We start from the raw sequence: 26,465 nt of genomic DNA, 5'->3' as shown, positions 1-26,465 counted from the left end.
TGCGCGCTTGTCATGGCTCAGAACCGGTAGTCTTGAACTATGCCCGATTCTGTCCCATTGGCCGGTACTGATGCTGCAACGCTCGCGCTTCTGGCGTTCGGCGAGCTGACCGGTTTCGAACGTATGGCCACCAACGCGACGACCGCGGCGGATCTGGATGACAAGGTCATCCTGGCGCGGTTGGCCTCCCAGTCATTCGCGAACTTCGAACAGCTCTCACAGCACATCGATCAGATGGGCCAGGATGTGATCGAGCTCTGTCAGCACTTCGAGCCCACCTTCAGCACTCTGGCTGAGAGGACTCGTCCTCGCGACTGGTACGAAAGCCTCATGAAGGGATTCGTCTTCGACGGAATCATGAATGATTTCTACCGCACGGCTGTGGACGAACTCGTCGAGCCCGGATACAGCCTGGCTATTGCAATTCTCGATGATACACGGGCCAGCGATTATGCGCGCAATCGGCTCACGGCCGAGGTGGCCGAGGACACACAGCTGGCGTCGCGTCTGGCGCTGTGGGGCCGCAAGCTCGTCGCCGAGACGCTGGGGCGGGCTCGCAGTCTGCTCACCGATCCGATCCTCGGCATCGATGAGGACCTCGTCGTCGAGATGATCCCCTCGGTGACCTCGAACCATTCGAGGCGGATGTCGGCCCTCGGCCTCGTCGCCTGAGCGGACGAAGCGAAGCGCCCCGGTCGTCATGACCGGGGCGCTGTCTCCGTTCGACGCGGCGAGATCATCGCCGCGTCGGATGCGGCGAGGCGCAGCTCAGGCGTTGAACCCGACGCGACGGATCGTTTCGGCGCCGATTTCGATATAGCCCAGCGATCCGGCGGGAACGAAGATCTGACGTCCCTTCGTGTCCGAGAACGTCAGCAGCCCTTCGGACTGGACCTTCTCCTCGATGCGCGCAGCCAGGTCCTTCGGGTCCTCGTCGGTTTCGAAGGTGATCTCACGCTGAGTCTGTTTGACGCCGATCTTGATTTCCATGGTGCTCCTTGCAGATTCTCGATGGCAGATGATGATTTGGCCTGTGCTCAGCCTAACGTCAGCCGACAGGGGTTTTCTTCCCGTTCGATTCCGCTCTGGGCTGATGCGGCGACGGAGGGAATGTCGTCAGGGCGGGACTCAGCGCTGGGAGAACGAACTCAGCCCGCCCCAGCTCATCTGGGTCAGCAGCGACACGGCGGAGTCGACATCGACGCCGCGCTGGGAGTCGAGCTGTTTGACGACGACCTCGGCGGTGCCGATGAGAGCCCGGCACAGAAGCTGGGCCTCGTCGTCTTTCAGCGGTGCGAAGTTCTGGAGGGCAGTGACCACACGTGCGGCCGACCTCTCCCGCAGATTGCGCAGCTTCTTCTCGGCCTTCGGCTCGTAGACGTCGGAGTTGAAGATGATGACGAACTCTTCACGGTGCGAGACGACGAAATCGAAATAGGCACGATAGGTGGCGCGGACCTGTTCGTGCGGATCGTTCGTCGAGCCCAGCGCCTCGGCCAGACGGGAGTCCAGGTGGGCGGCGGAGGAATCGATGAGCGCGAGATACAGATCCTGCTTCGAATCGAAATGCTGGTAGAGCACGGGCTTGGACACGCCGGCGGCCTCGGCGATCATGTCCATCGACGTCGTTCGATATCCACGTGTGGCGAAGACGGAGCGCGCCACGGACACCAATTGGTCGCGGCGTTGGTCACGGGGCGATCTCTGTTGTGGACTCGACATTCTTCAATGCTACGCGAAGACCAGCCTGTGACCGGGCAGGCAGGGCGGAGGTGACGCGCCGGATCCGGGGGTCGGGGAAGTCGTGTCAGCTGCTCGTGGTGGAATACGGGTATGGATGAGATGACGAAGGAGATGGGCGCCACGCTGCTCTCCGGTGGCTGCCTGAACATCGTCGGCCGCCCCGGTACGGGCAAGACGACACTGCTCGAATCGCTCTATTCGCATCTGGTCGCTCAGGTCGATCCCTCGTCCGTCCTCGTGCTCACCGCCGATCGCGACCATGCCGATGTGCTGCGCAACCGACTCGAGGTTCCCGCCGATGCGGTGCTCTCGGCCGCTCCGGCCCGCAGCGTGTCCTCCTTCGCCTACGGCATCGCCCGGGCCGCTCACACGACGAGGACCGGAGAGGACCTCGCCTTCATCTCCGGGGCCGATCAGGACGTGTTCCTCGCCGACCTCCTCGCCGGTCACGAGCGCGGTCACTCCCGTGGTCCCGACTGGCCGTCGGAGATCACCGCCGAGGTCCGCTCGACGGCTGCCTTCCGCACCGAGGTCAGGGACGCCCTCAACCGGGTGATGGAATTCGACTTCGGTCTGCGCGTGCCCGAACCGGACGGCGGCGATCACGTCTTCGACTTCGGCCGCAGTGCTCTTGAGCGCGCCCTTGCCCGGCATCCCGATCCTCGCTGGTCGGCCGTGGCCGAGATCCTCGACGAGTATCTGGGCATCATGTCCATGCCCGGCTACGGGGGAGTCGACTCCGCCACCGTGCTCGCCCTGGCCGCGTTCGAGATCTTCCGAGAACCCGCCGAGGTGACCGCCGGCAGAGCGTGGACCTTCGCTCCCGATCGGGTGCCCGGGGTGGTGCTCGCCGACGGGGTGCAGGACTTCCCGGCGGCCAGCTGGGGGATTCTCGAGCAGCTGAGAGGACGCGGCAGCGCCGTGGCCCTGTTCGGCTCCCCGGAAACGGTGACCGGACGGTTCCACGGCGCCGATGCCTCGATCATCGATCGTGCCACTGCCGAGGCGGGCTTCGACACCGTCGTCCTCGACCGGCCGTGGGACGTCGATCCGGAACTGGCCGAGGTCATCGACGGATTCGGCGGCAGGATCACCACCCGGTGGTCTCTGGGGCACATGCCCCGACCGCGGGGGGAGGAGAAGGAGGGAGCCCCTGCCGAGGCTGTGCCCGGCGAGGAGACGACCGCGGAGACCGGTCGCGACGTTCCGCTGGAGACCCATGTGTTCGATGGCAGCGCATCGGGACATCGGTATCTGGCGCGTCGGATCACGAACTTCGTCGAGAACGGACACTCCTGGTCCGATGTCGCACTCATCTGCCGGAATTCGGCAACGGCTCGGACGATCGCCAGCGAGCTGCGCGCCTCAGGCGTGTCCATCGCCACGCTGATGCAGCCGCTGAACATCGATCCCGCGACCGCGCCGCTGCTGCAGCTGCTGTCGACCCGGCCGGACTTCGACGACGATGAGTCGATCGCCGAACTCGCCCTGTCCCTGGCCGGCAGCATCTATGTCCGACTCGACCCGGTCCAGATCCGTCGCTTCAGGCGCAGCGTGCGCCGGCGCTTTCCCGCCGCCAGCAGCACGGCCTCGCTCGCGCAGGCGCTGCGCAGCCCCATCGACGATTCGTCTCCGCAGGGGCTGGCGACGATCTCACGCATGCTCCACGCGGCGGCCGAGGTCGGAACATCCGACCCGCACCAGGCGCTGTGGGCGATCTGGGATGCCGCCGGGGTGGCACAGAGATGGCAGGACGAGGCGCTGCGCGACCCCGAATCGGTCACCCACGGCTACCTGGACTCGGTGCTGCGGCTGTTCGCCCTTGCCGAGAAGATCGCCGACCGAGGTGGCTTCACCGCGCGCTCCTTCGCCGGGATCGTCGCCGAACAGGACATCGCGCAGGACTCCCTGGCCGACACCGCCGGGTTCGCCGACCACGTGCGAGTCGGCACGCCGTCCTCCCTGGCCCATGTGCGGGTTCCTCTGGTCATCATCGCCGAGGTCAACGACGGGGTGTGGCCGAACCCGAAGCTGCGCGGCGGCATCCTCGGCCTGACCGACCTCGCCTCGGTGCTGGCCACGGGGGAGACCGTCACCGCGGACCCGGGTTACCACTCGCATGCGAAGCGGACGAACCTGCGCGAGGAGGGCGAACTGTTCTATACCGCGCTGAGCCGAGCACAGGAGCGGGTGATCGTCACGGCCGTGACAGATGCCGAGACCGAACCCTCACCGTTCTTCGACGTTCTGGCCGCCGGCACCGCCAAAGGCACCGAGGCGGCCGACGGCTATGCGATCACCCACGAGGACGAACTGCCGCCGCTGACGCTGACCGAGATGGCCGCACATGCCAGAGCCCACCTGCTCCAGTCCGCTGCGGCGCTCGGGCCCGACACCAACGGCGGGTCCGACGTCGAGGGCCCGCCCGATGAGCAGACTCAGACCTGGGCGCAGCTGATGCGCGCACTGGCGGCGGCGAGCCCATCGGTGGCGGACCCGAAGCAGTGGCGCGAAGCCGAGGACATCACCACCAGCGAACCGCTGTTCACCTCCGCCGACACGGTGCGGGTGTCACCATCGCAGGTGGAATCGTTCACGGACTGCGCCCTCCGGTGGTTCCTCACCCGCAACGGCGGGGACCGTCCGAGCTCGACCGCCCAGAACCTCGGCACCATCATCCACGCGGCCGCCGAGAACTACCCCGAAGGCCCGACCTCGGCGATCCGCGACTATGTGCAGAAGGAGTTCCACACCCTCGAATTCGACGCGGAGTGGGAGCGCGAACGCGAATTCGATGTGGCGATGACGATGGCCGACCGCCTCGGCGAGTACATCATGAACGCTCCCGGCGAACTGGTGGGGGTGGAGGCACAGGTCTACGCCGTCGGCGTCGACGACGAGGGACGGCAGTGGAAGGTCACCGGCCGCCTCGACCGTGTCGAGGAGGTCGAGGGCGGTCTGCGCATCGTCGACTTCAAAACGGGCCGGAACGTCGTGGCCGGCAAGGAGATGGACCGGCACGCTCAGTTGGGCGTGTACCAAGAGGCGATCAATTCGGGCACCATCACGATCGGACAGGACGAGAGACTCGAGGCCCAGGCCTATGGTGCCGAACTCGTCTTCCTGCGCAGATCATCCCGGACCGTCAGGGAGCAGCCGGCCCTCGAGGCCGACTCCGACCCCGGTTGGGCGCGGGACCTCATCGACGATGTGTCCGGCAGAATGCGGGCGGCGAGCTTCCCCGCCCGAGTCGAACCGCAGAAATGCCAGAGCTGTCCCGTCCGATCGTCCTGCCCGGCGATCGGTCCGAAGATGCTGGAGGAGAACTGATGCGCTTCACCGCCGAACAGCTCGCGCGGCTGACAGCCGCCGACCCCGCACAGGCCTTCCCGCCCAGCCCGGAACAGAAGATCATCATCGAAGCCGATCCGCAGCAGTCGATGAAGGTCACCGCCGGCGCCGGCTCCGGCAAGACCACCGTCATCTCGCAGCGAGTGGTGTGGTTGGTCGCCAACGGGCACGTATCGCCGGAGGAGATCCTCGGACTCACCTTCACCCGCAAGGCCGTCGGCGAACTCGGCGGACGCATCCGCGTGCTCCTGTCCCGGCTCAGGCACAACCTCGGGCAGGGCCGGGAGCTGTCGCTGCCCGGTCTGGACACTCCCACCGTGTCGACCTACAACTCGTATGCGGCCTCGATCGTCAGCGAACACGGAGCGAGCATCGGAATCGAACCCGAGACCGTGCTGCTCGACGACGCCGCCGCGCACACCATCGCCGCGAAGATCATCGACTCCACGCCGCCGGATGAGATACCCGGAAACTTCTCCCGGGAGACGATGATCGCCGACATCATCGCACTGGCCGGAGCCATGAACGATCATGGACGCGACGTCGACGAGGTCACCGACTATCTCGAACAGTGTCTGGCCGCGCTCGTATCCAGCAAGGGCAAACCGGTCGACCCCAACGGACGGCGGGCGAAGCTCGAAGCGAAGATCAGGACCGCACGGCTGGCCGATGCCTATATGCAGGCGAAGCGACAGAACCTGGCGATGGACTTCTCCGACCAGGTGAGATTCGCCCAGCGCATCATCGACGAAGTGCCGGCCGCGGCTCAGGCCGAGAGAGCACGCTGGAGGATCGTCCTCCTCGACGAATTCCAGGACACGTCGGTCGCCCAGCTCAGACTGCTGCGCGACCTGTTCGCCTCGACCGCCGTGACCGCTGTCGGCGATCCCCGACAGGCCATCTACGGGTGGCGCGGTGCCAGCGCCGACAATATGAGCCGTTTCTCCTCCGATTTCACCGAGGTCGAATCGCTGACACTGAGTACGAGCTGGCGCAACGACCGGTCGATCCTGCACGTGGCCAACCGCATTGCCGAAGGACTCACCGACAGCAGCGAGAGCCCGCTGACCGCCCGCGACGGAGCCGGCGACGGGCAGGTGGGCATCGAGATCAGCTCGGGCGCACACGACCCCGACTTCCTCACCAACGGCCTGAGAGCCCTCACCGAATGGTTCGCCACCATCCCCGAAGGGGCGACGAAGGCCGTGCTGTGCCGCAAACGCGCGCATTTCGCCGCCGTCGCAGCTGCCCTGGAGGCCGCGGGGTTCGCAGTCCATGTGCACGGTTCCTCCGGGCTGCTCAGCGACCCCTTCGTCGCCGACCTGCGGGCGGTGCTCACCGCGGCCGTCGACCCGATGGCCGGCAACGAACTCATGCGGCTGATCAGCGGCCGCATGCTCGGACTCGGTGCCGGCGACATCGCCGGACTGCAGTCATTCACCCACAGACAGACCGAACGACGGCAGGCGGAACGGACCGAGGCGGGCCTCGACCCCGCTGAGGTCATCGCCGAAGCCATCGACCAGGCCACCATCGTCGAAGGCGTCGACGAGCTCATCGAAGTCCAGCGCGCCCTCGACCAGGGTCCGCGAACGGCCGCGGACAGGGCACTGGTCGCCGACTACCGAGCGGCAGGGCTGAGCCGAGAAGCACTGGACCGCTTGGTCGCACTGGCCCGGGCGCTGCGCACCGTCCGGTCGGGCACCGGCACCATCTCCTCGATCATCCGCACGGCCATGGCGGAGACCGGGATCGACTCGGACATCTGGGGTCTGAACGACTCCCTGCGCAACCTGCACCGCTCGGCCGTCGACTCGTTCCTGTCCGCGGCCAGCCAGTACGCGACCACCGACGACCAGCCCACGATCACCGGCTTCCTGTCCTGGCTGAGCCTCATGGAAGCTCACGACGCCCTCAACGCCGTCGAACCGACGGCGGCAGCCGATGCGATCAACATCATGACCGTTCACGCATCGAAGGGGCTGGAATTCGACGCGGTGGCCGTGCCCTCGCTCGTGGTCAAGGACTTCCCGACCGAACCGCGTGACAAGGAGGGCTGGATGGACCGGACCGCACTGCCGTACCCCCTGCGAGGGGACCGAGCGCACCTGGTCGACTTCGATCTGCGGGAGGCCGAGTTCGAGACGAAGAAGGCACTCGACGAATGGATCGGGGACTTCATCAGGCCGCGCATCGCCGAGGCCCACGTGGCCGAGGAACGGCGTCTTGCCTATGTCGCCTTCACCCGAGCCAAGCGTTACCTGTGGCTCGGGGCCGAACTGATGGGGGCGAGGACCGTTCCCGACGAGCCCTCTCCCTTCCTCACCGAGGCGATCGAAGCGCTCGGGGCACAGGTGGAGATCCCCGAACCGGCCGATGAGAGCGAGGAAGACCGGATCGAGACCAGCCTGTGGCCGGTTCCGCGCACCGAACAGGTCGCCGCGGCTCAGCGCGCAGCCGAGTGGGTCGAGACCAGCCGAGAGGTCGGTTTGGAGGAGCTGGCCGCAGAGCCCGGTCCCGTCGGACGCTATGCCGCCCAGGCGCTTCGCATCGGGGACCGGCCGGAGACCGGTTCTGCCGCGGGCATGCCCGATCGACTGTCGGCGACCGCCCTGGTCGCCTGGCGACGGGATCCGCAGAGCTTCCGCACGCAGACTCTGCGCCCGATACCGACCCCGCCCAGCCGGGCGGCAGAGATCGGCACGAACTTCCATTCCTGGGTCGAACAGCATTTCGGGCAGTCGAGCATCGACATCGGCGAAGACGAACTCGTGCGATCGATCGATGCGACCACCGTCGAACGGCTGCAGGAGACCTTCCTGTCCTCCGAATTCGCCAGCAGAAGCCCCGACCACGTGGAGATGTCGTTCGAACTCGTCCTCGGCAGGTTCCGGGTCCCCGGCAAGATCGATGCCGTATTCATCACCGACGGGCACGCGGAGGTCGTCGACTGGAAGACCTCGAAGAAACCCGAGGCGCACGTGCTCGAGGTGATGAAGTGGCAGCTGGCGCTCTACCGGTTTGCGATCCTGCGGGCACATCCGGAGATCACCGACGTGACGGGCACGTTCTACTTCGTCGGCAGCGACGAGATCGTGCGTCTGACCGATCTGCCCGACGAAGACGAGGTCATCGCCTGGCTGGAGGCCAACGACCTCACCTGACTCCGGGCCCGCCGGACTCCGGGTGCGGCAGCATCCCGGTCCTGCCTGATCTCCGATCTCCCGGCAGGCTCCGATCCCCTCGGCAGTCGATTCCGCCGGGCGGACTACGGGTGGGGCGAGCCGTGGTTCAGGGGCGGTCCGGTCGCGATATCGGACCGGTCCCGTCATCCTGATCCGGAGTGGGTTCGGTCGAGGCAGCGGACTCGTCGGATGCAGCGGGTGCGTCGGCGGCTGGTTCGTCGGAGGCGGAGGCCGGTCGGGCACGGGGGATGAAGACGTCGCTGCGGTCCCGCTCGGTGATCGCGGCCTCGACACCCGTGCCTTCCTCATCCGCCGGACCGTTCGTCTCGTCGGACACGACCTCGTGCTCGTCGTCACCGGCAGAGGCGTCGTCGGCCGTCGGAGTCTCGGCAGAGGCGTCGTCCCGGTGTTCGGCGGACCCGGAATCGGTGCCGGGGGCGGCGGCGAAGAGAACGTCGTTGAACGAGACCAAGAGGTCGGCGGCGTCCTCGATGGCGGCCTCATCGCCGGAATCGACGGCTTCGAGCAACCAATCGAGGACAGCGAATTCGGCCAGCAGCTCGGCACGGGTGATGACGTGCTCATCGGCGCGGGGACGGGAGTTGAGGTACTCCTCGAAGAACGTCGGCAGGGCCGCCGGGTCGATCAGTGCGGAGGCCGCAGCCAGATCGACGGCAGGATCGGCCACCCGCAGACGGCCGATCTCCGACAACGCGAGCACCCGCTCCTGATCGGTGTAGACACTCGCCTCATCGATGGAGCCGTGGATGGGGGTGGCCAGGAAATGCCAGAGAGCGACCTTCTCGAACTCCTCCTCCCAGTGCTGGAGCAGAGCCGAGGGCACCCGGCCGGTGCTTGCGGCCTGGTCGAGGCGTTCGAGGATGAGGAACTGCGACCGAGAGGGGTCCTCGACCGGGAAACCGGCCTCGGAAACCGGTTCGGGAGCGGCCGAATGCAGGGTCGCCAGGGCCTGCGCCAAGGAACTGGCCCGAGCCGTGTCGGCGATGGGCACATCGCCCAGAGGCGCTCCGGGCAGGGGGTCGACCAGAGTCACGGTCGTCGGAGTCGAGGTGCCGAAGTATTCGGCATCGACCTCGGTCAGGGCCCGCAGATGCGGCCATGTGAAGTCAGCGTGCGGGTACATGGCGTCGTAGATGCGGCCCGCCTCGGCGGCGGAGCCGGTGTCCGCGGTGCGATCGAGCTGAGTCTGAGCCGTCGCCACGAGCTGTTGCCGGTCGTCATCGAGCAGAACTCTGACACCGTCGTCGAGGGGAGGCAGAGGTGTCCATTTCGTCGGGGCGAAGCCGTCGAGCATCGTCGCCGCGATCGCAGTCAACTTGAGCGCCTTGGTATCCACCTTTCCCAATCTACCGTCTGCTCCCAGCTGAGACACGGGACTCGCCGCCGAGCGTGTCAGTCGCGCCGAAGCCGGGGCCCGGACGGACCCGACTCGCACCCGTGTGCGTCAGGGCCCTGAGCTATCGTGGAATGCATGAAGTCATTGCCTCGTGTGAAGCCGATCAGCCTCGCCCGTCACGGAATCGATCGCGACTATCTCACCCGGGGTTCGGACGGAGACCTGTCCGAGGTCTGGGCGTCCGGAGCCTTAGCGGTCTTCGAACATCGCGGATCCCTGCTTGTGGCAGCCGGCGGGCTCTTCCTCGGTGATCGCGAACAGGTGCCTGAGGGACAGACCGAGATCTACCTCGGCCGGGACGCCGCCGCGACGCGCTACATCGGAGTCTCGCTCGATGACGCCGGCCGCAGTCACCTCGACTCAGCCCTTGAGGCCTCCCGGGCCCGCGATGCCAGCGATCTGCTCACCGCACCCGGCGACGGTCTCGACAGCTCCGAACCCGTGTGGCTGCCCCTGCGACAATTGGCCGAGTCCCTCGACGACGTGCAGGTGTCCTTGGCCTGCGAAGTCGTGGGAGTCGGCAATTGGCATCGCGCCCACCAGTACTCGCCGCGCACCGGCACCCCGACCGAACCGGCCCTCGGCGGGTGGGTGCGCCGCGATCCGGAGACCGGAAGCGAACACTTCCCGCGCACCGACCCTGCCGTCATCGTCGTCATCGTCAACACCGATGACGACGGCGTCGAACGCGTCCTTCTGGGCAACAACGCCGCGTGGGAGGCCGACCGGTACTCGCTGCTGGCCGGCTTCGTCGAACCCGGGGAGACACTCGAACGCGCGGTGATCAGAGAGATCTGGGAAGAGGCCCACCTCGAGGTCACAGATCCCCAGTACCTCGGGTCCCAGCCGTGGCCCTTCCCGTGTTCGCTCATGCTCGGGTTCTCCGCCGAGGCACCCAGCCGTGAGTTCGCCGCGGACCGGACCGAGATCGCCACCCTGAGATGGTTCACTCGCGAGGAGCTGCGAGACGCCATCGCCGCGAAGACGGTCCGGGCACCCTCGACCGTCTCCATCGCCGGCCAACTCCTCCACAGCTGGTTGGACAACGCGTGAACGCTCCGACCACGGCCCTTCTCGAGGCCCTGGACGAGGAGCAGCGAGAGGTCGCCACCCACTTCGACTCCCCGGTGATCGTCCTGGCCGGTGCCGGAACGGGCAAGACCCGAGCCATGACGCACCGCATCGCCTACGGAATCGCCACCGAGGTGTTCCCTCCCAACCAGGTTCTGGCCCTGACCTTCACAGCGAAGGCGGCGGGGGAGATGCGTTCGCGGCTGCGCGGACTCGGCGTGCCCGCGGTGCAGGCGCGCACCTTCCATTCCGCGGCCCTGCGCCAGCTGCGCTTCTTCTGGGATCGGTTCGCCGAGGGGGACTTCCCGCGCATCATCGAGAACAAGGCCGGCATCATCGGCTCCGTCATGCAGAGCCTGGGGATGGAGACCAGCCGGGAGCTGACCCGAGACGTCGCTTCGGAGGTCGAATTCGCTTCCGCCTCACTGCTGGGCATCGAGGATTATGCCACGAAGGCGGCGGCACGCGATCTGCCCGGACGACTGAGCGTCGAAGACATGGTCCGCATCTTCGAGGCCTACAGTGAAGCGAAGACCCGCGGACGGCTGCTCGACTTCGACGATGTGCTGCTGGTGCTGTCCGGGGTCCTGGCCGAGTATCCGGCGATCGCGGCAGAGATCCGCGACCAGTACCGACACTTCGTCGTCGACGAGTTCCAAGACGTCTCACCGCTGCAGTTCGATGTGCTCTCCCGCTGGCTCGGCCCCCGCGACAACCTGTGCGTCGTCGGTGACCCCGCACAGACGATCTACTCCTTCGCCGGTGCCGATGCGAGCCTGCTCGGTTCGCTGGGCACCTCCATGCCCGAGGCCAGGACGATTCGACTGGTCCGCAACTATCGGTCCTCCCAAGCGATCGTGACCACCGCGAACAGCCTGCTCAGACACACCGCCAAGAGCGCGCTGACCCTGCGGACGGACAATCCGGTCGGCCAGCAGCCGACCATGGTCGAATATCCGACCGACGAGGCCGAAGCCACAGGGGTGGTCAACGCGATCTCGGCAGAGATCAAGGCCGGGCGCCGACCGCGCAACATCGCCGTGCTCTTCCGCACGAACGGACAGAGCCCGGCCTATGAGCAGGCGTTGGCCGCTGCCGGAATCCCGTATGTGCTGCGGGGCGGGGAACGGTACTTCGCTCGCAAGGAGGTCAAGGAAGCCATCCTCATGCTCCGAGCCGCACGAACGACCTCGAGCGGCCGTGCGCTGCCCGACGTCGTCAGGGAGGTGCTGGGGTCCCTCGGCTTCACCCGTGAGCCGCCGGGGCCCGGCGCCTCCCGTCAGAAATGGGAGTCCCTCAAGGCCCTCGTCGATCTCGCCGAGGCCCATCAGGCAGGTCAGGAGCTGCCCGTGCCGATGGAGACCTTCCTCGACGATCTGGCCGACCGTGCCGAACATCAGTTCGCCCCCGACATCGAAGGCGTCACCCTGGCCTCGTTCCACGCCGCCAAGGGCCTGGAATGGGACAGCGTGCACCTGGTCGGCTTGAGCGAGGGGCTGCTGCCGATCAGCTATGCGCAGACTCCCCGTGCCATCGCTGAGGAGCGGCGGCTGTTCTATGTGGCGCTGACCCGTGCCGGTCGGCAGCTGCAGATGAGCTGGTCGCTGGCGCGCTTCGACTCCAAACACAAGCCTCGGCGGGCCTCGCGGTTCCTGTCCGAACTGGGACAGGTCGAGGAGTCGATGGGTCGGGCGCCGAGGGTCGAGGACGCGGTCGCGCTCAATCGCTGCCGCCAGTGCGGACGTGCACTCGTGTCCCAGGTCGATCGAGCGCTCGGGCGCTGCGGCGACTGTCCGGGCGATGTCGACCTCGATCTGCTCGACCGACTCCGCCGCTGGAGGGTCCGTGTGGGGATGGAGCAGGGGCTTCCTCCCTACCTTGTCCTCACAGACACCTCGCTGTCCGTCATCGCCGAGATCCGCCCACGTGACCTCGACGAGCTCTCGCGTGTTCCGGGAGTCGGGGCGACGAAGCTCGAACTCTACGGAAAGAGTCTAATGGGCCTGCTCGCTGACTGATCCGAAGTCGGGCACGGGAGCGCGGCAGTGACAGCGGTCGTGGAAGGCCAGCTCGTCCTCACTGACCGTCTCCGCATCGAGCGCGATGACCCGGCGGACCGGGTCGAACCGCGGCCGCAGCAGGCAATGGCGGAGAAGCTGGACGGCATGTCCCGCGCCGAGGATGCGTGCCAGGGGATCGGTCAGAGACTCCCGGTCGCTGAGAGCACGCAGCCGCGGGTACTGATCGAACCAACCGGAGTCAGCGTCCTTCCTGTGCAGACAGGAGCAGACCGTGCATGGAGTCCGCCCGGGCCGGACGAGTCCCGCGATTTCGACGACGGACTCGCCGAGGACCACCTGAACGTGGTCGACCTCCCGGTCGCTGAGCCATGTCGCCGAATGGAGATCGGGGACCAGGTAGGAGCTCGTGATGACCAGTGGGGCGGTCATGAGGTCGAGGTCCTCGATCTGTCGAGCACCGGAGACGGTGAAACCGGTCGCGGCGAGGTGTCCCTCGGCGATCGCTCTCAGAGGACCGGTGACGAGGACGGGGCGGGCGGCCAGCGCCTGGGAGACTCGGTCCGGGGACAGGCCGTAGCTGCGTGCGGCGGCGAAGGCCGGTGAGCCCTTCGGGACCACGCCGGTGTCCGCGCCCTCGGGAATGAGAACCCCGGCCTCGCCGAGCAGGGTGATCAAGGATGTCGCCCGACCGAGATCGGCGCCGAGCTCCTGCGCCCGGGCGTAGAACTGCGACGATCCGATGCCGAGGCGGAGATCTTCGATGAGTCTGACATCGGCCGGCAGGAGCCCGTCGATGAGAACCGGGTCATCGGCACCGAACTGGATGCACGAAGACGAACGCCATGTGATGGGAACACTGGGAAAGATTCTGAACATCTCGGCCCCTTCGCCTCGACACGCTGAGGACTTCCACAGTAGTGAACGAGGCCAGTCTTGGCCATGGGGCAGGAGAAGCTGTGGACAACCCTGTGGAAAACGGTTGAGGACAGGCCGGAAAACACGTTCCGACATGCCCTCAACCGCATTGTGCCCCAGGCGCTCGCGAAGACTCGTGCGGCTTCCCCTTCCGCACGCATCTCCGGGTTTTCCGGGGTCAAGCATAGAACTTATTCTGCAATCGCCGCCGCGTCAATGCGCGCTCATGCACAGACACGTCAACACCCTGTGGGTAACGTGTGGAAATCGCCGTGAGGATTGTGGAGGAAAGGCGCCTTGAAAGCCTCGCAGGTGTTGATGACTGCACCCGGAATGAGTCATCTGCCCCGTTCGCCGGGCAGACCTGTCGCACAGGCGGCTGTGGACAGACGATCCGTGGGGGAGTGACGTGGGATGCTCAGGAAACTCACAAGGTCTGGGGGCCGATGGTGAGGCGATGATGAGTCAGTGGCATTTCCTATGATGGACCCGTGGCCAAGGGACAGCAGTGGAACGAAGAAGCGGTGCTGCGGGCGATCGCCCGCGGGGACATCGAAGTGCGCCGATCGGCCCGGCGGAAGAAGACGGTGGCCGTGTCCAAGGAGATCGACACGTATGTGCTGCGCACCCCGGTCCGCTACAGCGTGGAGGCGAACGTCCGGTCACTGACCGAGCTGTTGAACCGGCTGTCGGCTCGTGACCATTCGTCCGCTGCCGATCTCGTGGAGGTCGCGGAGGAGATGAGCCGACGGTACTTCGAGGGACGGCTGCGTCCGACGTCGATCCGGTGGGTGACGAACCAGAACGTCAGCCGTTGGGCTTCGACGACAACGTCGACGGGAGACATCCGCATCTCCCATCGGCTCCAATCCGTGCCGCGCTGGGTGCTCGAGACGGTCGTCGTCCACGAACTCGTCCACCTGCAGATCGGCCCGCACTCGAAGGAATTCCATGCCTTGGCGGATCGTCATCCGCGGCAGGCGGAGGCGCAGCTGTACCTGCAGGGATTCAGCGACGGAGAGCGCTTCAGCGGTCGGAGCTGAAGGCTCCGGCGGCGGCGCGGAACAGGCCGGGCAGTCGCGCCGGCAGATCGGGCATGAGCGCCGACGGCAGATCGGTCAGGGAGAACCAAGCGACATCGATCGATTCCGATGACACGGTCGGCGACTGGCTCACCGAGGCCCGGGCGGCGAAGACGACATCGTAGTGACGGGTGCAGGTTCCGAACGCAGTCGACAGGTCGTGGACGTGGAGGTCGATGGGGGCGGAGGAGACCCAGGACAGTGCGGTCAACCCGCTCTCCTCCTCGGCCTCCCTCTGCGCTGCAGCGCGGAGGGAGACGTCGACCGGTTCGAGATGTCCGCCGAACTGGCCCCACAGCTGCGCCTTGCCATGGTGGTTGAGCAGCACCGAGTCGGCGATCGGATCGAACACCAGGCAACTGGCGGTGACATGGTGCCCGCCGCCGTGACGCTCGAGTGCCGCGGCTCCCTGCCGAGCGAAGAGCTCGGCGAACTCGTCAGCGAACGGGCTCGAGGGTGCCCGGTTGACCTCTCGGCGGGCCGTTTCGAGGTCGATCATTCAGCGATCGTCGGTGTCATCGGAGTCCGGATCGGTCTCTGTCGGGTCCTCGGTCGTGGAGTCCTCGGCGGCACTGCCCGTCGAATCCTCGGCGGCAGTGGCCGCCGAGTCCTCGACCGGGTCGGTCTCCGAGGATCCGTCGGCACCATCGAGGCCTTCGGCGAGGATGCGGCTGAGGGCCTCGTCGATGCTCGACTCATTGGTCCACTCGGCCTGGCGGCGTTCCGAGTACCCGAGCGGATCGTCGAGATCCTGGGTGGTCGGAAGCAGGTCGGGATGGGAGAACACCTTGTCCCTGGCCTCGGCCCCGCCCTGCGTCTGGAGATAGGCGAACAGGGCGGCGGCGTCGCGCAGCCGTCGAGGATTGAACTGCAGACCGACGAGAGTGGAGAAGGTCTTCTCCGCCGGTCCGGCCGTCGCGCGGCGGCGACGCAGCGCTTCCCTGATCTGATCGCGGCCGGGCAGATGCGCGCAGGCCTCGTAGACGACGACATCGACCCAGCCGGCGATGATGGCGAGCAGGTTCTCCAAGGAGGTCAGTGCCTTCTTCTGGTCGTCAGTCGTCGGCGGGTTGAACAGCCCCTGTCGGATGTTGTCGCTGAGGTCGGAGATGTTCGACGGGTCGATGTTCGAGGCCATGTCCTCGATCTGCGAGGTATCGACCTTGAGGCCCTGTGCGTAACGGGTCAGCACGGTCTCGACCTGGGCGCTGAGCCACGGCGCCCGTTCGAACAGCGCGAGGTGGGCCAGCTCCTGGGCGGCGAGGTAGATGCGGACCTCAGAGGCGTCGACGTCGATATCGGCGGCGAAGGCATCCACGTTGGTCTCGATGAGCACGGCGGTGTCGTGAGGCAGAAGGGGAAGGCCCACCTCGGTGCCGGTGAGCACGCTTTCGGACAGCGCACCGACGGCCTGGCCGATCTGCATGGCGAACATCGAATCGCTCATCGATCCGAACATCGACGAAGCGCCTGCGAGGATGCCCTTCATCTCTGCCGGCACCTGGGATTCGAGAGTCTCGGTCAGAGCCGTCGACATGTTCTCCTTGATCGGCAGGACGAACTTCTGCCACCCCGGCATCGTCTCCTCGACCCAGTCGGCGCGGCGCAGCGGGCGGGCCGTGCGGTTGGCCACGGACAGTTCGGTCGCCTCGGCGAGCCAGAGCTCGGCCAGTCGGAAGGCATCGGTCGTCGCCCGCTTCGCTTCCTCGGTCACCGCGGGGTCGGGCGTCGGCACGGCCTTCTGCGCGATCGAGACGGCCTGGGCCTGCGGGTCGGCGCCCTGTCCGAACAGTCCCTGCATCTGATTCATGATCGTCGCCATCATCGACGGATCGATCTGGAAGCCCTGCGGCATGCCGGACTCGTTCTTGTCGTCGCCTTGACCAGAACCGGGGCCATTGGCACCGAAGAGCATCCCGAAGATCTGCTCGAACGGATTCTGCTCGTTGTTGTTGTCATCGGTCATTGTTCTACAGCCCCCATGAATAGGTTTGACATCCACGTTAACGGTTTCATATGTGGGAAGCTTCCCAATTCCAGGAGGTTTCGCAGGATGTTCGCACCCGGCGAAAGGAGTCTGTGAATTCGGCCCTCAGCATTCAACTAGACTGGTGGGGCGGTGCAGTGAAAGGAATACATGTCAGAGAACGCCCCACGGGCCGTGCCGGTGCCAACGGCGCCGTCTCGCGGCACCAGACGTCGACGACCTCCCCGTCTGGCCACGACATCGGGTGTCCTGACCTACGTTTTCATCGCTCTGGCCGTGCTTCTGCCGGTCCCGTACATGCTCCAGCTGCCGGGACCGGTTTTCAACACCCTCGGCGATTACCAGGGCGATTCGATGATCGAGGTCTCCGGAGCCAAGACCTATCCCACCGACGGGCGCATCGACATGCTCACGGTGGCCGTGAGCGGGGGACCGGGCCGTGATGTGTACGCCTCTCAGGCTCTGGGGGCGCTGATCAACGGTCAGCGGACCGTGATCCCCTCCGAGGCGTACTATCCTCTCGACACCACACGTGAAGACGTGGCCGAGACGAACGCGGTGGAGATGTCGTCGAGCCAGGACGTCGCCGTCGCCGCGGCGATGGGGCAGTTGGACAAGTCGTATTCCGTGCACCTGCTCGTCGACGATGTCGTCGCCGATTCTCCGGCGCAGGGCAGCCTGCGCAAGGGCGACCGGCTCATGTCGGTCAACGGGAAGAAGCTCGATTCCGATCCCGAAGCCGCGAGCATCATGAGTCAGACAGTGCAGTCAGCGGACTCGGTCGACCTCGTCATCGACCGAGACGGGAAGACCGAGCACATCACCATCAAGCCCGACGACGTCGAGGGACGCAAGGCGATCGGCATCACCATGAAGCAGGACTTCGACTTCCCCGTCGACGTGGCCTTCAACGTCGACGGTGTCGGAGGACCTTCGGCAGGCACGATGTTCGCCCTGGCCATCATCGACGAACTCACCCCCGGGGCACTGACCGGGGGCAAGCACGTCGCGGGCACCGGGGAGATCGATCCGACCGGGACGGTCGGACCCATCGGCGGAGCCCGTCAGAAGGTGGCCGCAGCGACTGAGAACGGAGCGACGCTGTTCCTCTCACCCGCCGACAACTGTGCGGAAGTCCTGTCAGCCGCTGACCAGTCCAAGATCACGGTGGCGCGCATCGACACTCTCGATGATGCGGTGACCGCCGTGGAGCAGTACGCCGAAGGCGACACTTCGGATCTTCCGAAGTGCTCCGTCGACGGTGCCGACAACAATGAGAAAGGGCAGTAGTGAGCACCTCGTCCTCACCCACCTCCGCACGCATGCCGGCGAATCGGCCCAGACGTTCGCCGCTGCTGCTCACGCTCGTATCCGTGGCGATACTGCTGATCGCCTTCATCTCCTTCACCCAGGTCTACACCGAGGTCCTGTGGTTCCGGCAGCTCGATGCCACGAAGGTCTTCCGCACCATGTGGGTCACCCGGGGGCTGACGTTCCTCGCCGGCTTCGTCCTCATGGCCGTGCCCGTCTGGGTGAGCCTGCACCTGGCTTACCGGCATCGTCCGGTCTACGCCCCGACGACACCGCGCCAGGAAAACCTCGACCGGTACCGTGAGGCGATCGAACCGCTGCGCAGGGTCGCAACGATCGCCATTCCCGCCGTCGTCGGCGTGCTCGCGGGCATCACCGCCTCGGCGCACTGGAACACGATCCTCGAATGGATCAACTCCACCTCCTTCGGATCGACGGATCCGCAGTTCGGACTCGACAAGTCCTTCTTCGTCTTCGTGCTCCCGGGTCTGCGACTGATCGGCAACCAGCTGGGCATGGCCCTGCTCATCTCGCTCATCGCCGCTCTCGTCGCCCACTACCTCTTCGGCGGGATCCGCCCGGGAGAGCAGAGAGGTGTGATCCTGACGAAGACGGCTCAATGGCAGCTGGGCATCACCGTCGCGGTGCTCGTCGTCATCCAGGCCGGTCGCCTGTGGCTGGCCCGCTACGATCGGATGACGGCCACCGGCGGAATCGTTCCCGGCGTCACCTACGTCGACGACCACGCCGCACTGCCGGCTATGGCCATCGTCGCGATCGCCGCGGTGCTCGTGGCACTGCTGTTCGTCTACACCGCCTGGAAGGGCAACTGGCGGATCTCGATCATCGCCACGCTCACGCTCATCGTCCTTGGCGGGGTCTCGATCATCGCCTACCCGGCCATGATCCAGCAGTTCCAGGTCAACCCCTCGCAGCAGTCGCTGGAGTCGGACTATATCCAGAACAACATCGACGCCACCCGCGATGCCTTCGACTTCGACGACATCGAGGTGACTCCCTACGAGCCGAGCACCAGCGGTGAGAAGGGAGCCCTGCGCAAGGACGCGGAGACCGCGGCCTCGATCCGCCTGCTGGACCCGAACCTCGTGTCCGACACCTTCCGACAGCTGCAGCAGGTGCGCCCCTACTACTCGTTCCCGCAGAAGCTCGACGTCGACCGCTACGACATCGATGGAGAGAAGCGCGACACCGTCATTGCAGTCCGCGAGCTCGCCCCGAGCTCGGTGAACAACCAGAGCTGGTTCAATCGAGCGATCGTCTACACCCACGGCTTCGGCGTCGTCGCCGCCAACGGCAATCAGCGCAATCCCGACGGTGAGCCGACCTTCATGGAATCGGACATCCCCCCGAGCGGAGAGTTCCCCGACTACGAGCCGCGAGTGTATTTCGGTGAGTCCTCACCGGACTACTCGATCGTCGGTGCGGAGAAGGGCGCGACTCCTCGTGAGCTCGACTATCCCTCGGATGAGGACAGCGGCTCCGGCCAGGTGAACAACACATTCTCGGGTGACGGAGGACCGTCGGTCGGCAATGTGTTCAACCGCCTCGCCTATGCCCTGAAGTTCCAGGATGAGCAGATCCTGCTCTCCGATGCGTTGAACGACGAGTCCCAGATCCTCTACGAGCGTCACCCGCGTGAACGTGTGGAGAAGCTCGCGCCGTTCCTCAAGATCGACGGTGACCCGTATCCGGCCGTCGTCGATGGGAAGATCAAGTGGATCCTCGACGGCTACACCACGGCCGAGGACTACCCCTATTCGACACCGCAGCTGCTGCAGCAGGCCACCGAGGACTCGACCACGGCGACCGCTCCGAACAATGTGGCGACCCTGCCCGATGATGAGGTCAACTACATCCGGAACTCCGTGAAGATCACCGTCGACGCCTACGACGGATCGGTCGACATGTACCAGTGGGACAAGGACGATCCGGTCCTCAAGACGTGGATGAAGGTGTTCCCCGGTCTGATCAAGTCGTCCTCGGAGATGTCGAGTGATCTGATGAGCCATGTCCGGTATCCGGAGGACATGTTCAAGGTCCAGCGCGACCTGCTCGCGAAGTATCACGTGACCACGGCCAGCGAGTTCTACTCCGGTCAGGACTTCTGGACCCTGCCGGCGGATCCGACGAAGCAGGCCAGCAGCGGACTGACTCAGCCGCCGTTCTACATGACTCTGCAGATGCCGGGTCAGGATTCGCCGTCCTTCTCTCTGACGAGCTCGTACATTCCGGCTCGGTCGTCTGAGGGCCAGTCGCGGAACAACCTCACCGGATTCCTGTCGGCCGATGCCGATGCCGGGGACAAGAAGGGCGAAACGGCCGAAAGCTACGGCAAGCTGAGACTGCTCCAGCTGCCGCGCAATACGACCGTGCCCGGACCGGGACAGGCGCAAAACAACTTCAACACCGCGCCCGACGTCCAGCGCAGCCTCAACCTGCTGCGCCAGGGTGAGTCCGAGGTGGAGAACGGCAACCTGCTCACGCTGCCCATCGGCAACGGTCTGCTCTACGTGCAGCCGGTCTACGTCAGGTCCGCCGGCGAGACCTCCTACCCGCTGCTGCAGCACGTGCTCGTGGCCTTCGGAGAGGACATCGGCTTCGCCCCGACCCTCGACGAGGCGCTCGACCAGGTGTTCGGCGGCGACTCCGGTGCCAAGGCCGGAGACGCCGGCACTGAGGACAGCGGGGAAGGTGAGTCCGGCGGTTCCTCCTCCGGCGGCGGTGAGGACTCCGGCTCCGGATCTCCGGACAAGGCCCTCAACGATGCGCTGCAGGAAGCACGGAAGGCCATGGAAGACTCTGACGCCGCCCTCAAGGACGGTGACTTCGAAGAGTACGGAAAGGCCCAGGAGCGGCTGAAGAACGCGATCGACGACGCGGTTGCGGCCGATCCGTCGATCGCTGAGGACGGTGCCGGAAGCGATGCTTCTGCGCCCGCCTCGGATCCGGCCGATCAGGCAGGAGACTCTGACAACTGATCGGGACCGCCCCAGCGGCCGACTGAGTGAGCCAGGCGCCCCCGAGAGCATCAGCTCTTGGGGGCGCCCGGCGTATTCGGGGGACCGGCCTGTGGCGGCCAGGCGGAGGCCGCGGCCACATGATCTTCAAGAGAGGCCCGGTCTTCGATTCTGCCGGATGCGACGGAGACCGTCGCCGCATATGCATATGGAGCCGTGGAGGGTGAAAGGCGCTGTGGACCTTGACGACCCGGTGGGCAATCGGCCAAGCAGTGCTTCGGTGAGCTGTCCCACAGTATGATGGGAGACGTGTTCAGAACCTCGTCGAATCATCGCCCTGGGGAGCCCTTGCGGGAATGGGATCTATCAGACGAATTCGCTGCCATTGATTTCCGTCTGCAACTTCAAAGTACTGGGTCTTCGGATGCGCTCGGCCGCCTGGTCCGTTCGCAGCCTCTCAGCAGTGACGATATATTTGCACTGGCGCAACTCAACTCACTGAGCGTGAGCCAGTGGAGGGAACCGCCAACGGCCATGATAAAGGGACAGGTATACGTCGACCCGGTGGTTGCTAGGCTGTTCAACAAATATGAAGCGACTGACTAGTATCCCGTATTTGAAGATGTTTCAGATTTGGCTGTATCGAGGACCGATTCTCGTGTCGTCGTCCGCATAGGCGGGTGCTTGGGTTCGTTCCAGCCGTTGATGAACTCTCGGATCCTTGTGTTGAGACTCTTCACCGACGTGTACACACCCCGCTTGATCGCCTGGCGGTCAAGCGCGCCGAACCACACGTCGACGAGGGTCATCCAGGGCCACGGCGTCGGCCACAGCCTCTTCACGACCGGGTCAATGGCCCATCACCATCGATGATTGCGGCTCAGGGGCAGGTACGTGTTCGATCAGCGCTGTCCACGACGCGTTCTTCTCGGTATCGGTGAATTGCCAATTGATGACGTGGAAGCCGGTGAATGCGATGAGTGTGCACTACCCGCTGGAGGGTGTGCCATCGAGCCTTATTCGGTCATGGGCTTCCCCGGTCACAGGCGGTGCTGTCAACGACGGCTGAAAATTGACTCCGTAGCGACGTTCCAGCAGCATCGAATTCGGCGTCGGAAGGTGCGGCCGGACGTGTTCGCCCCGCCCTGTGGGAGAGCGCAGGACGGCCACTTCTGAAAGTCGTTGAACTCTGCTTTGCGAATAACCTCTGTGCAGGACTTCGTGGAGGAGGCACCGCAGTGGTTTCAGCGCCAGCTCGGACGACCCGCAGTGGTGGTTCTGTTCTTCACGAGTTTGTGGGTGCATACACCACATCGGGGCGGGTTCCTGGGAGGCGAGAGTGTGAATGAGAAGAACCCCCAGCCAGTTGAACTGATTGGGGGTCCTGCCACTTTGGTGGCGGGGGGAGGATTTGAACCTCCGACCTCCGGGTTATGAGCCCGGCGAGCTACCGAACTGCTCCACCCCGCGGCGTGTTCACCACATTACACGAGGGGTCATGTCGAGGCCAAACCGAGTACAGGTGACCTCTGCCACATGTCCACTTGTCGTTCACCTCGACGACTTGCCTTTAGTTGAAACGTAAACTATAGTCAGTTTTGTACTTCAAATTTCAACTAAAAGGAGACATCATGACTGCTCTGCCTCAGGGATTGACCGCTGGAACCTGGAACATCGACCCCGTCCATTCGGAATTCACCTTCACCGCCCGCCATGCCGGCGTGTCCAAGGTCCGCGGCCACTTCGAGGAGATCGCCGGTACCGTCTCCATCGGCGACTCACTGGAGGACAGCTCGGTGACCGCCGAGGCGGACGCCTCCTCGGTCAGCACCCGCAACGAGCAGCGCGACGGCCACCTCAAGAGCGGAGACTTCTTCCTCGCCGAGGAGCATCCGAAGCTGGAGTTCAAGTCGACCGCGATCAAGGTCGATGACGCAGACGAGTTCGAAGTCGTCGGCGAGCTGACGTTGCGCGGAGTGACCAAGGAAGTCGCGTTCGCGACCGAATTCGCCGGTGTCGCCACCGACCCGAACGGCAACCAGGTCGCCGGACTGTCGGCGACCGGCACGGTCAACCGCAAGGACTTCGGCATGTCCTTCGACGCCGTCCTCGGCGGCGGTGAGCTTCTCGTGTCCGACAAGATCAAGATCGAACTCGAACTCGAACTCGTCAAGGCCTGATCGGCCCGCCACGGTCGTCGACAGGTCAACGAAGGGGCGAACCGCCCGCGATGCGGTTCGCCCCTTCGTCTGTCTCTGCCGGGGAGGGACTCAGCCCCTCAGCCGCTGGCCCTCAGCGCCTCGGGGTGCTGCTTGAGGTGGCTGCCGAGCGCGAGGAGCATCTGTGCGCCCTTGTCGACGTCGGCCACGGACTTGCAGAACGAATACCGGATCGACGAGCGATAAGCGCTGTGCGCCGGGCTGCCGGGCCGGCAGAGGGCCGGTACCGGGATCCCCACGACCGAGAACTCTCTGGCCAGCAGGTCATTGAGCGCGAAGGCATCGAGATCGGTCAGTGCGGAGAAGTCCATGACGGTGAAGTACCCGGCCCGCGGAGTCGATACGATCGCTCCCGGCACGGTGCGGCAGGCCGGCACGAGCACCTCGGCGCGGGCGGCCAGGGAAGCGCGGTTCTCCTCGATGAAACCGGACCCGCCGGTGAGCATCGCGGCCATCCCGATCTGCATCGGGCCACCTGCGGTGAAGGTGAGGAACTGCTTGACCGCCTGGACGGCCTCACGCACCTCCGCCGAGGCGATCACCCAGCCGATCTTCCATCCGGTGGTGTTCCAGGACTTGCCCGCCGAGGAGACCGTGACGACACGCGAGGTGTCCTCGATGGCCACGGCCGGTGGCACATGTGCCTGGTCGGTGAGGACGAGCTGTTCGTAGACTTCGTCGGACACGACCCAGGCGTCGGCGGCCTCGGCGGCGCGGCCGATCCGCGCGAGCTCGTCCGCGGAGAAGATGTACCCGGTCGGATTGTGCGGGGTGTTGACGAGGATGATCGCGGGCCCGACCTCGGCCACGACCGCATCGAAGAGGTCCCAATCCGGTGCGAAGCCGCCCCGACCATCCGGCAGGATCGGAACCGTGTGCAGGCTGCCGCCGGCAGCAGTGATCGCGGCCGGATAGGAATCGTAGAACGGTTCGAAGGCCACCACGGCTGCCCCACGGGGCAGAAGAGCGAGGATCGCAGCCGTCAGTCCCTCGGTGGCGCCGGCGGTGTAGAGCACCTCGGCGGGATCGACTCGCTGGCCGAAATCACGTTCGCGCTGAGCCGCGACGGCCTCGAGCAGCTGCGGAAAGCCCTGCCCCGGCGCGTATTGGTTGAACCCGGCATGCATCGCCTCGGTGGTGGCGTCGATGAGTTCGGCGGGCGGTTCCGTCCCCGGGGCACCCTGACCGAGGTTGACGGCACCGAGCTGTGCCGCACGCTTGGTCATCTGTCCGTAGATCGTCTCACCGATGGTGCCGTCGGCATTGGTCAGTCCCGCGGACTCGGCCATGGCGTGCCACAGCCCGGCGCGGCGGATATCGGGCATCAGTCGTTCTCCTTCGGTGCCACCCGCCCGAGCAGGTCGAGGGCTGCGTCCTGGAGATGGGAGTTGCTGGCCACGGCATTGCCGCCGAAGGGGCCGGGGACGCCCGCGGTGTTCGTGAATGCGCCTCCGGCCTCGGTGACGATGGGCACGAGGGCACCCATGTCGTAGAGTGCGAGCTCGGGCTCGCAGGCGAGGTCGACGGCTCCTTCGGCCAGGAGCATATAGGAGTAGAAGTCACCGTAGCCGCGCGTGCGCCACATGGATTCGCAGAGTCGCAGGAACTCGTCGAGGACACCCAGGTCCTTCCAGCCCGACAGCGAGGCGTAGGACAGCGAGGCATCGTCCAGCCGGTCGACCGCGGATACAGAGATCCGCTTCGCCGGTGCGCCCAGGGCCGAGGCGAAGGCTCCCCGTCCCTCCTGCGCCCACCAGCGACGGCCGAGAGCGGGAGAGGAGACCACGCCGATCAGGGGCTGCTGACCGTCGTAGAGGGAGATGAGCGTCGCCCAGATGGGCACTCCGCGCACGAAGTTCTTCGTGCCGTCGATGGGGTCGACGATCCAGCGTCGCGATGAGTCGCCATGGGCGCCGAACTCCTCACCGAGGACGCTGTCGTTCGGGCGCTGCTGCGCCAATCGGTCCATGATCGCCTTCTCCACGGCGCGGTCGCATTCGGTCACCGGCGTGAGATCGGGTTTCGTCTCGACGGTGAAGTCCTGGTCTGTGAAATGGGGGAGGCTGATGGCATCGGCGAGATCGGCGAGTTCGATCGCCAGGTCGAGGTCATTCATGCCCTCAGCCTATCCAGTCGTGGGCAGGAGTCGACGCAGCGACTCCAGCCGTGAGACGCCGCCGGAACCGGCCCGCCCCTCGGCCACCCAGTCGTCGAGGCGGCAGCCGGGGGCGCCCTGAAGATGCGTGCACCCGCGGGGGCAGTCAGCAGTGGCTTCGACGAGTTCGGGGAAGGCCGACAGCAGCGTCTGCCGGTCGACGTGGGCGAGGCCGAAGCTGCGCACTCCGGGGGTGTCGATGAGCCAGCCTCCGGCCGCGAGCGGCAGGCACACGGCCGAGGACGAGGTGTGGCGTCCGCGTCCGGTGACGTCGTTGACCTCACCGGTCGCGCGTTCGGCGGCGGGCACCAGCGCGTTCGTCAGTGTCGACTTGCCGACCCCGGAATGGCCGACGAGGACGCTGATCCTATCGGCCAGCCGATCGGCGATCTCGGACTCGACTCGCCCGCTGTCCGGAGGGAGGGAGGTCTCGACGATGTCGACGCCGGTGGCCGAGAACCGCTGCCTGATCTCGGCCGCCGAGTGAAGATCCGTCTTGGTGACGATGAGCAGCGGATCGATGTCCGCGTCGAAGGCGGCCACGAGCGCCCGATCGATGAGGCCGTACGAGGGCTCGGGATCGACGGTGGCGGTGACGATGCCGAGAACGTCGACGTTGGCGACGAGGACGCGCTCGGTCGGGTCGGTGTCATCGGCGCTGCGACGCAGCAGGCTGCGCCGCTTCGTGATCTCGACCAGACGGGCCAGGGTCCCGTCACGACCGGAGGTGTCGCCGACGAGCTTGACGACGTCTCCGGGCACGATGGCTCGACGTCGCAGGTTCGATGCGCGCACCGCCGTCACCGAGGTGGAGTGATGATCGCTCTGCCGCTTCGACCCCGGGTCGAGGGCAGCGGCGGTGAATTCGCCTGCCGCATCGGCGAGGATGACGCGGTACCGTCCCCGATCGACGGCAGTGACCAGACCGGACACAGCGTCCTTGTGATCGGGGCGGTTCTTCGTCCGGGGACGTGAGCCGCGCCGGTTCGGTCGGGGACGGTAGTCCTCATCGCGGTAGATCTTCGCCATC

At 65.9% G+C, this 26,465-nt stretch carries 18 protein-coding genes and 1 tRNA gene; 9 read left to right on the top strand and 10 right to left on the bottom strand.

Annotated features, from left to right (window positions below; translation table 11 throughout):
• The first annotated feature begins 39 nt into the window (after window positions 1-39).
• On the top strand, window positions 40-672 hold the full coding sequence (locus IG171_RS08380; protein ID WP_212131210.1) for a ferritin-like fold-containing protein: 633 nt from the start codon (window positions 40-42) through the stop codon (window positions 670-672).
• A 96-nt stretch (window positions 673-768) separates the two neighbouring features.
• Here IG171_RS08380 and IG171_RS08375 read toward each other — a convergent pair whose 3' ends face one another.
• On the bottom strand, window positions 769-990 hold the full coding sequence (locus IG171_RS08375) for a DUF3107 domain-containing protein (protein ID WP_212131209.1): 222 nt from the start codon (window positions 988-990) through the stop codon (window positions 769-771).
• Window positions 991-1,128: 138 nt separating this feature from the next.
• Window positions 1,129-1,722, bottom strand: coding sequence for a TetR/AcrR family transcriptional regulator (locus tag IG171_RS08370; protein ID WP_212131208.1), 594 nt, complete (start codon window positions 1,720-1,722; stop codon window positions 1,129-1,131).
• 111 nt (window positions 1,723-1,833) lie between these two features.
• On the opposite strand from IG171_RS08370, the gene IG171_RS08365 reads away from it, so the two are divergent.
• Both IG171_RS08365 and IG171_RS08360 read left to right on the top strand, forming a co-directional pair.
• A complete protein-coding gene (locus IG171_RS08365; RefSeq protein ID WP_212131207.1) occupies window positions 1,834-5,073 on the top strand; it encodes a UrvD/REP family ATP-dependent DNA helicase in 3,240 nt (1,079 codons plus the stop codon).
• Window positions 5,007-8,258, top strand: coding sequence for an ATP-dependent DNA helicase (locus tag IG171_RS08360; protein WP_249204203.1), 3,252 nt, complete (start codon window positions 5,007-5,009; stop codon window positions 8,256-8,258). Before IG171_RS08365 ends, IG171_RS08360 begins: the two co-directional genes overlap by 67 nt.
• 127 nt (window positions 8,259-8,385) lie before the next feature.
• Here IG171_RS08360 and IG171_RS08355 read toward each other — a convergent pair whose 3' ends face one another.
• Entirely contained in the window at window positions 8,386-9,615 is a 1,230-nt protein-coding gene (locus IG171_RS08355; protein WP_249204201.1) for an aminoglycoside phosphotransferase, read from the bottom strand.
• Between the two features lie 156 nt (window positions 9,616-9,771).
• Here IG171_RS08355 and nudC point away from each other — a divergent pair, with 156 nt between their 5' ends.
• Both nudC and IG171_RS08345 read left to right on the top strand, forming a co-directional pair.
• Complete coding sequence (nudC, locus tag IG171_RS08350) at window positions 9,772-10,749, top strand: NAD(+) diphosphatase (RefSeq protein WP_212131206.1); 978 nt, start codon at window positions 9,772-9,774, stop codon at window positions 10,747-10,749.
• Complete coding sequence (locus IG171_RS08345; RefSeq protein WP_249204199.1) at window positions 10,746-12,785, top strand: UvrD-helicase domain-containing protein; 2,040 nt, start codon at window positions 10,746-10,748, stop codon at window positions 12,783-12,785. Before nudC ends, IG171_RS08345 begins: the two co-directional genes overlap by 4 nt.
• Here IG171_RS08345 and IG171_RS08340 read toward each other — a convergent pair.
• On the bottom strand, window positions 12,762-13,664 hold the full coding sequence (locus tag IG171_RS08340) for a hypothetical protein (RefSeq protein WP_212131204.1): 903 nt from the start codon (window positions 13,662-13,664) through the stop codon (window positions 12,762-12,764). The genes IG171_RS08345 and IG171_RS08340 overlap by 24 nt on opposite strands.
• Before the next feature lie 530 nt (window positions 13,665-14,194).
• Here IG171_RS08340 and IG171_RS08335 point away from each other — a divergent pair.
• Window positions 14,195-14,746: a M48 family metallopeptidase gene (locus tag IG171_RS08335; protein WP_249204197.1), complete on the top strand. Its 552-nt coding sequence runs from the start codon at window positions 14,195-14,197 to the stop codon at window positions 14,744-14,746.
• Here IG171_RS08335 and IG171_RS08330 read toward each other — a convergent pair.
• Both IG171_RS08330 and IG171_RS08325 read right to left on the bottom strand, forming a co-directional pair.
• A complete protein-coding gene (locus tag IG171_RS08330; protein ID WP_212131203.1) occupies window positions 14,730-15,284 on the bottom strand; it encodes an NUDIX domain-containing protein in 555 nt (184 codons plus the stop codon). The genes IG171_RS08335 and IG171_RS08330 overlap by 17 nt on opposite strands.
• Window positions 15,285-16,751, bottom strand: a complete 1,467-nt coding sequence (locus tag IG171_RS08325) for a zinc-dependent metalloprotease (RefSeq protein ID WP_212131202.1) — start codon at window positions 16,749-16,751, stop codon at window positions 15,285-15,287. It abuts the gene before it with no gap.
• A 171-nt stretch (window positions 16,752-16,922) separates the two neighbouring features.
• Between IG171_RS08325 and IG171_RS08320 the strand changes: the two genes are divergently transcribed.
• Both IG171_RS08320 and IG171_RS08315 read left to right on the top strand, forming a co-directional pair.
• On the top strand, window positions 16,923-18,062 hold the full coding sequence (locus IG171_RS08320) for a S16 family serine protease (RefSeq protein WP_212131201.1): 1,140 nt from the start codon (window positions 16,923-16,925) through the stop codon (window positions 18,060-18,062).
• Entirely contained in the window at window positions 18,062-21,082 is a 3,021-nt protein-coding gene (locus IG171_RS08315) for a UPF0182 family protein (RefSeq protein WP_249204195.1), read from the top strand. The genes IG171_RS08320 and IG171_RS08315 overlap by 1 nt, the downstream gene beginning before the upstream one ends.
• 1,372 nt (window positions 21,083-22,454) lie before the next feature.
• Here the strand turns inward: IG171_RS08315 and IG171_RS08310 are convergent.
• Window positions 22,455-22,531 (bottom strand) — tRNA-Met (locus tag IG171_RS08310).
• 161 nt (window positions 22,532-22,692) lie between these two features.
• On the opposite strand from IG171_RS08310, the gene IG171_RS08305 reads away from it, so the two are divergent.
• Window positions 22,693-23,241, top strand: a complete 549-nt coding sequence (locus IG171_RS08305; protein WP_212131200.1) for a YceI family protein — start codon at window positions 22,693-22,695, stop codon at window positions 23,239-23,241.
• 98 nt (window positions 23,242-23,339) lie between these two features.
• On the opposite strand, the gene IG171_RS08300 is transcribed toward IG171_RS08305, so the two are convergent.
• The 3 genes from IG171_RS08300 to rsgA are packed head-to-tail and all read right to left on the bottom strand — an operon-like array spanning window position 23,340 to window position 26,464.
• Window positions 23,340-24,605, bottom strand: coding sequence for an aminotransferase class I/II-fold pyridoxal phosphate-dependent enzyme (locus IG171_RS08300; RefSeq protein ID WP_212131199.1), 1,266 nt, complete (start codon window positions 24,603-24,605; stop codon window positions 23,340-23,342).
• Window positions 24,605-25,396: a histidinol-phosphatase gene (gene hisN / locus IG171_RS08295; protein ID WP_212131198.1), complete on the bottom strand. Its 792-nt coding sequence runs from the start codon at window positions 25,394-25,396 to the stop codon at window positions 24,605-24,607. Before hisN ends, IG171_RS08300 begins: the two co-directional genes overlap by 1 nt.
• Before the next feature lie 9 nt (window positions 25,397-25,405).
• On the bottom strand, window positions 25,406-26,464 hold the full coding sequence (gene rsgA / locus IG171_RS08290) for a ribosome small subunit-dependent GTPase A (RefSeq protein WP_212131197.1): 1,059 nt from the start codon (window positions 26,462-26,464) through the stop codon (window positions 25,406-25,408).
• Between the last annotated feature and the right edge of the window lies 1 nt (window position 26,465).

This window comes from Brevibacterium sp. SMBL_HHYL_HB1 (assembly GCF_018208375.1).
GTDB classification, from domain to species: Bacteria; Actinomycetota; Actinomycetes; order Actinomycetales; family Brevibacteriaceae; genus Brevibacterium; species Brevibacterium intestinavium.
This window is presented reverse-complemented; position numbering and strand designations above follow the sequence as displayed.

Bases quoted from the DNA above. Each gene is read 5' to 3' on its own strand.
- nudC (WP_212131206.1), top strand. From the start codon at position 9,772: ATGAAGTCATTGCCTCGTGTGAAGCCGATCAGCCTCGCCCGTCACGGA.
- rsgA (WP_212131197.1), bottom strand. From the start codon at position 26,464: ATGGCGAAGATCTACCGCGATGAGGACTACCGTCCCCGACCGAACCGG.
- IG171_RS08380 (WP_212131210.1), top strand. From the start codon at position 40: ATGCCCGATTCTGTCCCATTGGCCGGTACTGATGCTGCAACGCTCGCG.
- IG171_RS08360 (WP_249204203.1), top strand. From the start codon at position 5,007: ATGCCAGAGCTGTCCCGTCCGATCGTCCTGCCCGGCGATCGGTCCGAA.
- IG171_RS08370 (WP_212131208.1), bottom strand. From the start codon at position 1,722: ATGTCGAGTCCACAACAGAGATCGCCCCGTGACCAACGCCGCGACCAA.
- IG171_RS08320 (WP_212131201.1), top strand. From the start codon at position 16,923: ATGTCAGAGAACGCCCCACGGGCCGTGCCGGTGCCAACGGCGCCGTCT.
- IG171_RS08375 (WP_212131209.1), bottom strand. From the start codon at position 990: ATGGAAATCAAGATCGGCGTCAAACAGACTCAGCGTGAGATCACCTTC.
- IG171_RS08330 (WP_212131203.1), bottom strand. From the start codon at position 15,284: ATGATCGACCTCGAAACGGCCCGCCGAGAGGTCAACCGGGCACCCTCG.
- IG171_RS08340 (WP_212131204.1), bottom strand. From the start codon at position 13,664: ATGTTCAGAATCTTTCCCAGTGTTCCCATCACATGGCGTTCGTCTTCG.
- IG171_RS08300 (WP_212131199.1), bottom strand. From the start codon at position 24,605: ATGCCCGATATCCGCCGCGCCGGGCTGTGGCACGCCATGGCCGAGTCC.
- IG171_RS08365 (WP_212131207.1), top strand. From the start codon at position 1,834: ATGGATGAGATGACGAAGGAGATGGGCGCCACGCTGCTCTCCGGTGGC.
- IG171_RS08325 (WP_212131202.1), bottom strand. From the start codon at position 16,751: ATGACCGATGACAACAACAACGAGCAGAATCCGTTCGAGCAGATCTTC.
- IG171_RS08305 (WP_212131200.1), top strand. From the start codon at position 22,693: ATGACTGCTCTGCCTCAGGGATTGACCGCTGGAACCTGGAACATCGAC.
- hisN (WP_212131198.1), bottom strand. From the start codon at position 25,396: ATGAATGACCTCGACCTGGCGATCGAACTCGCCGATCTCGCCGATGCC.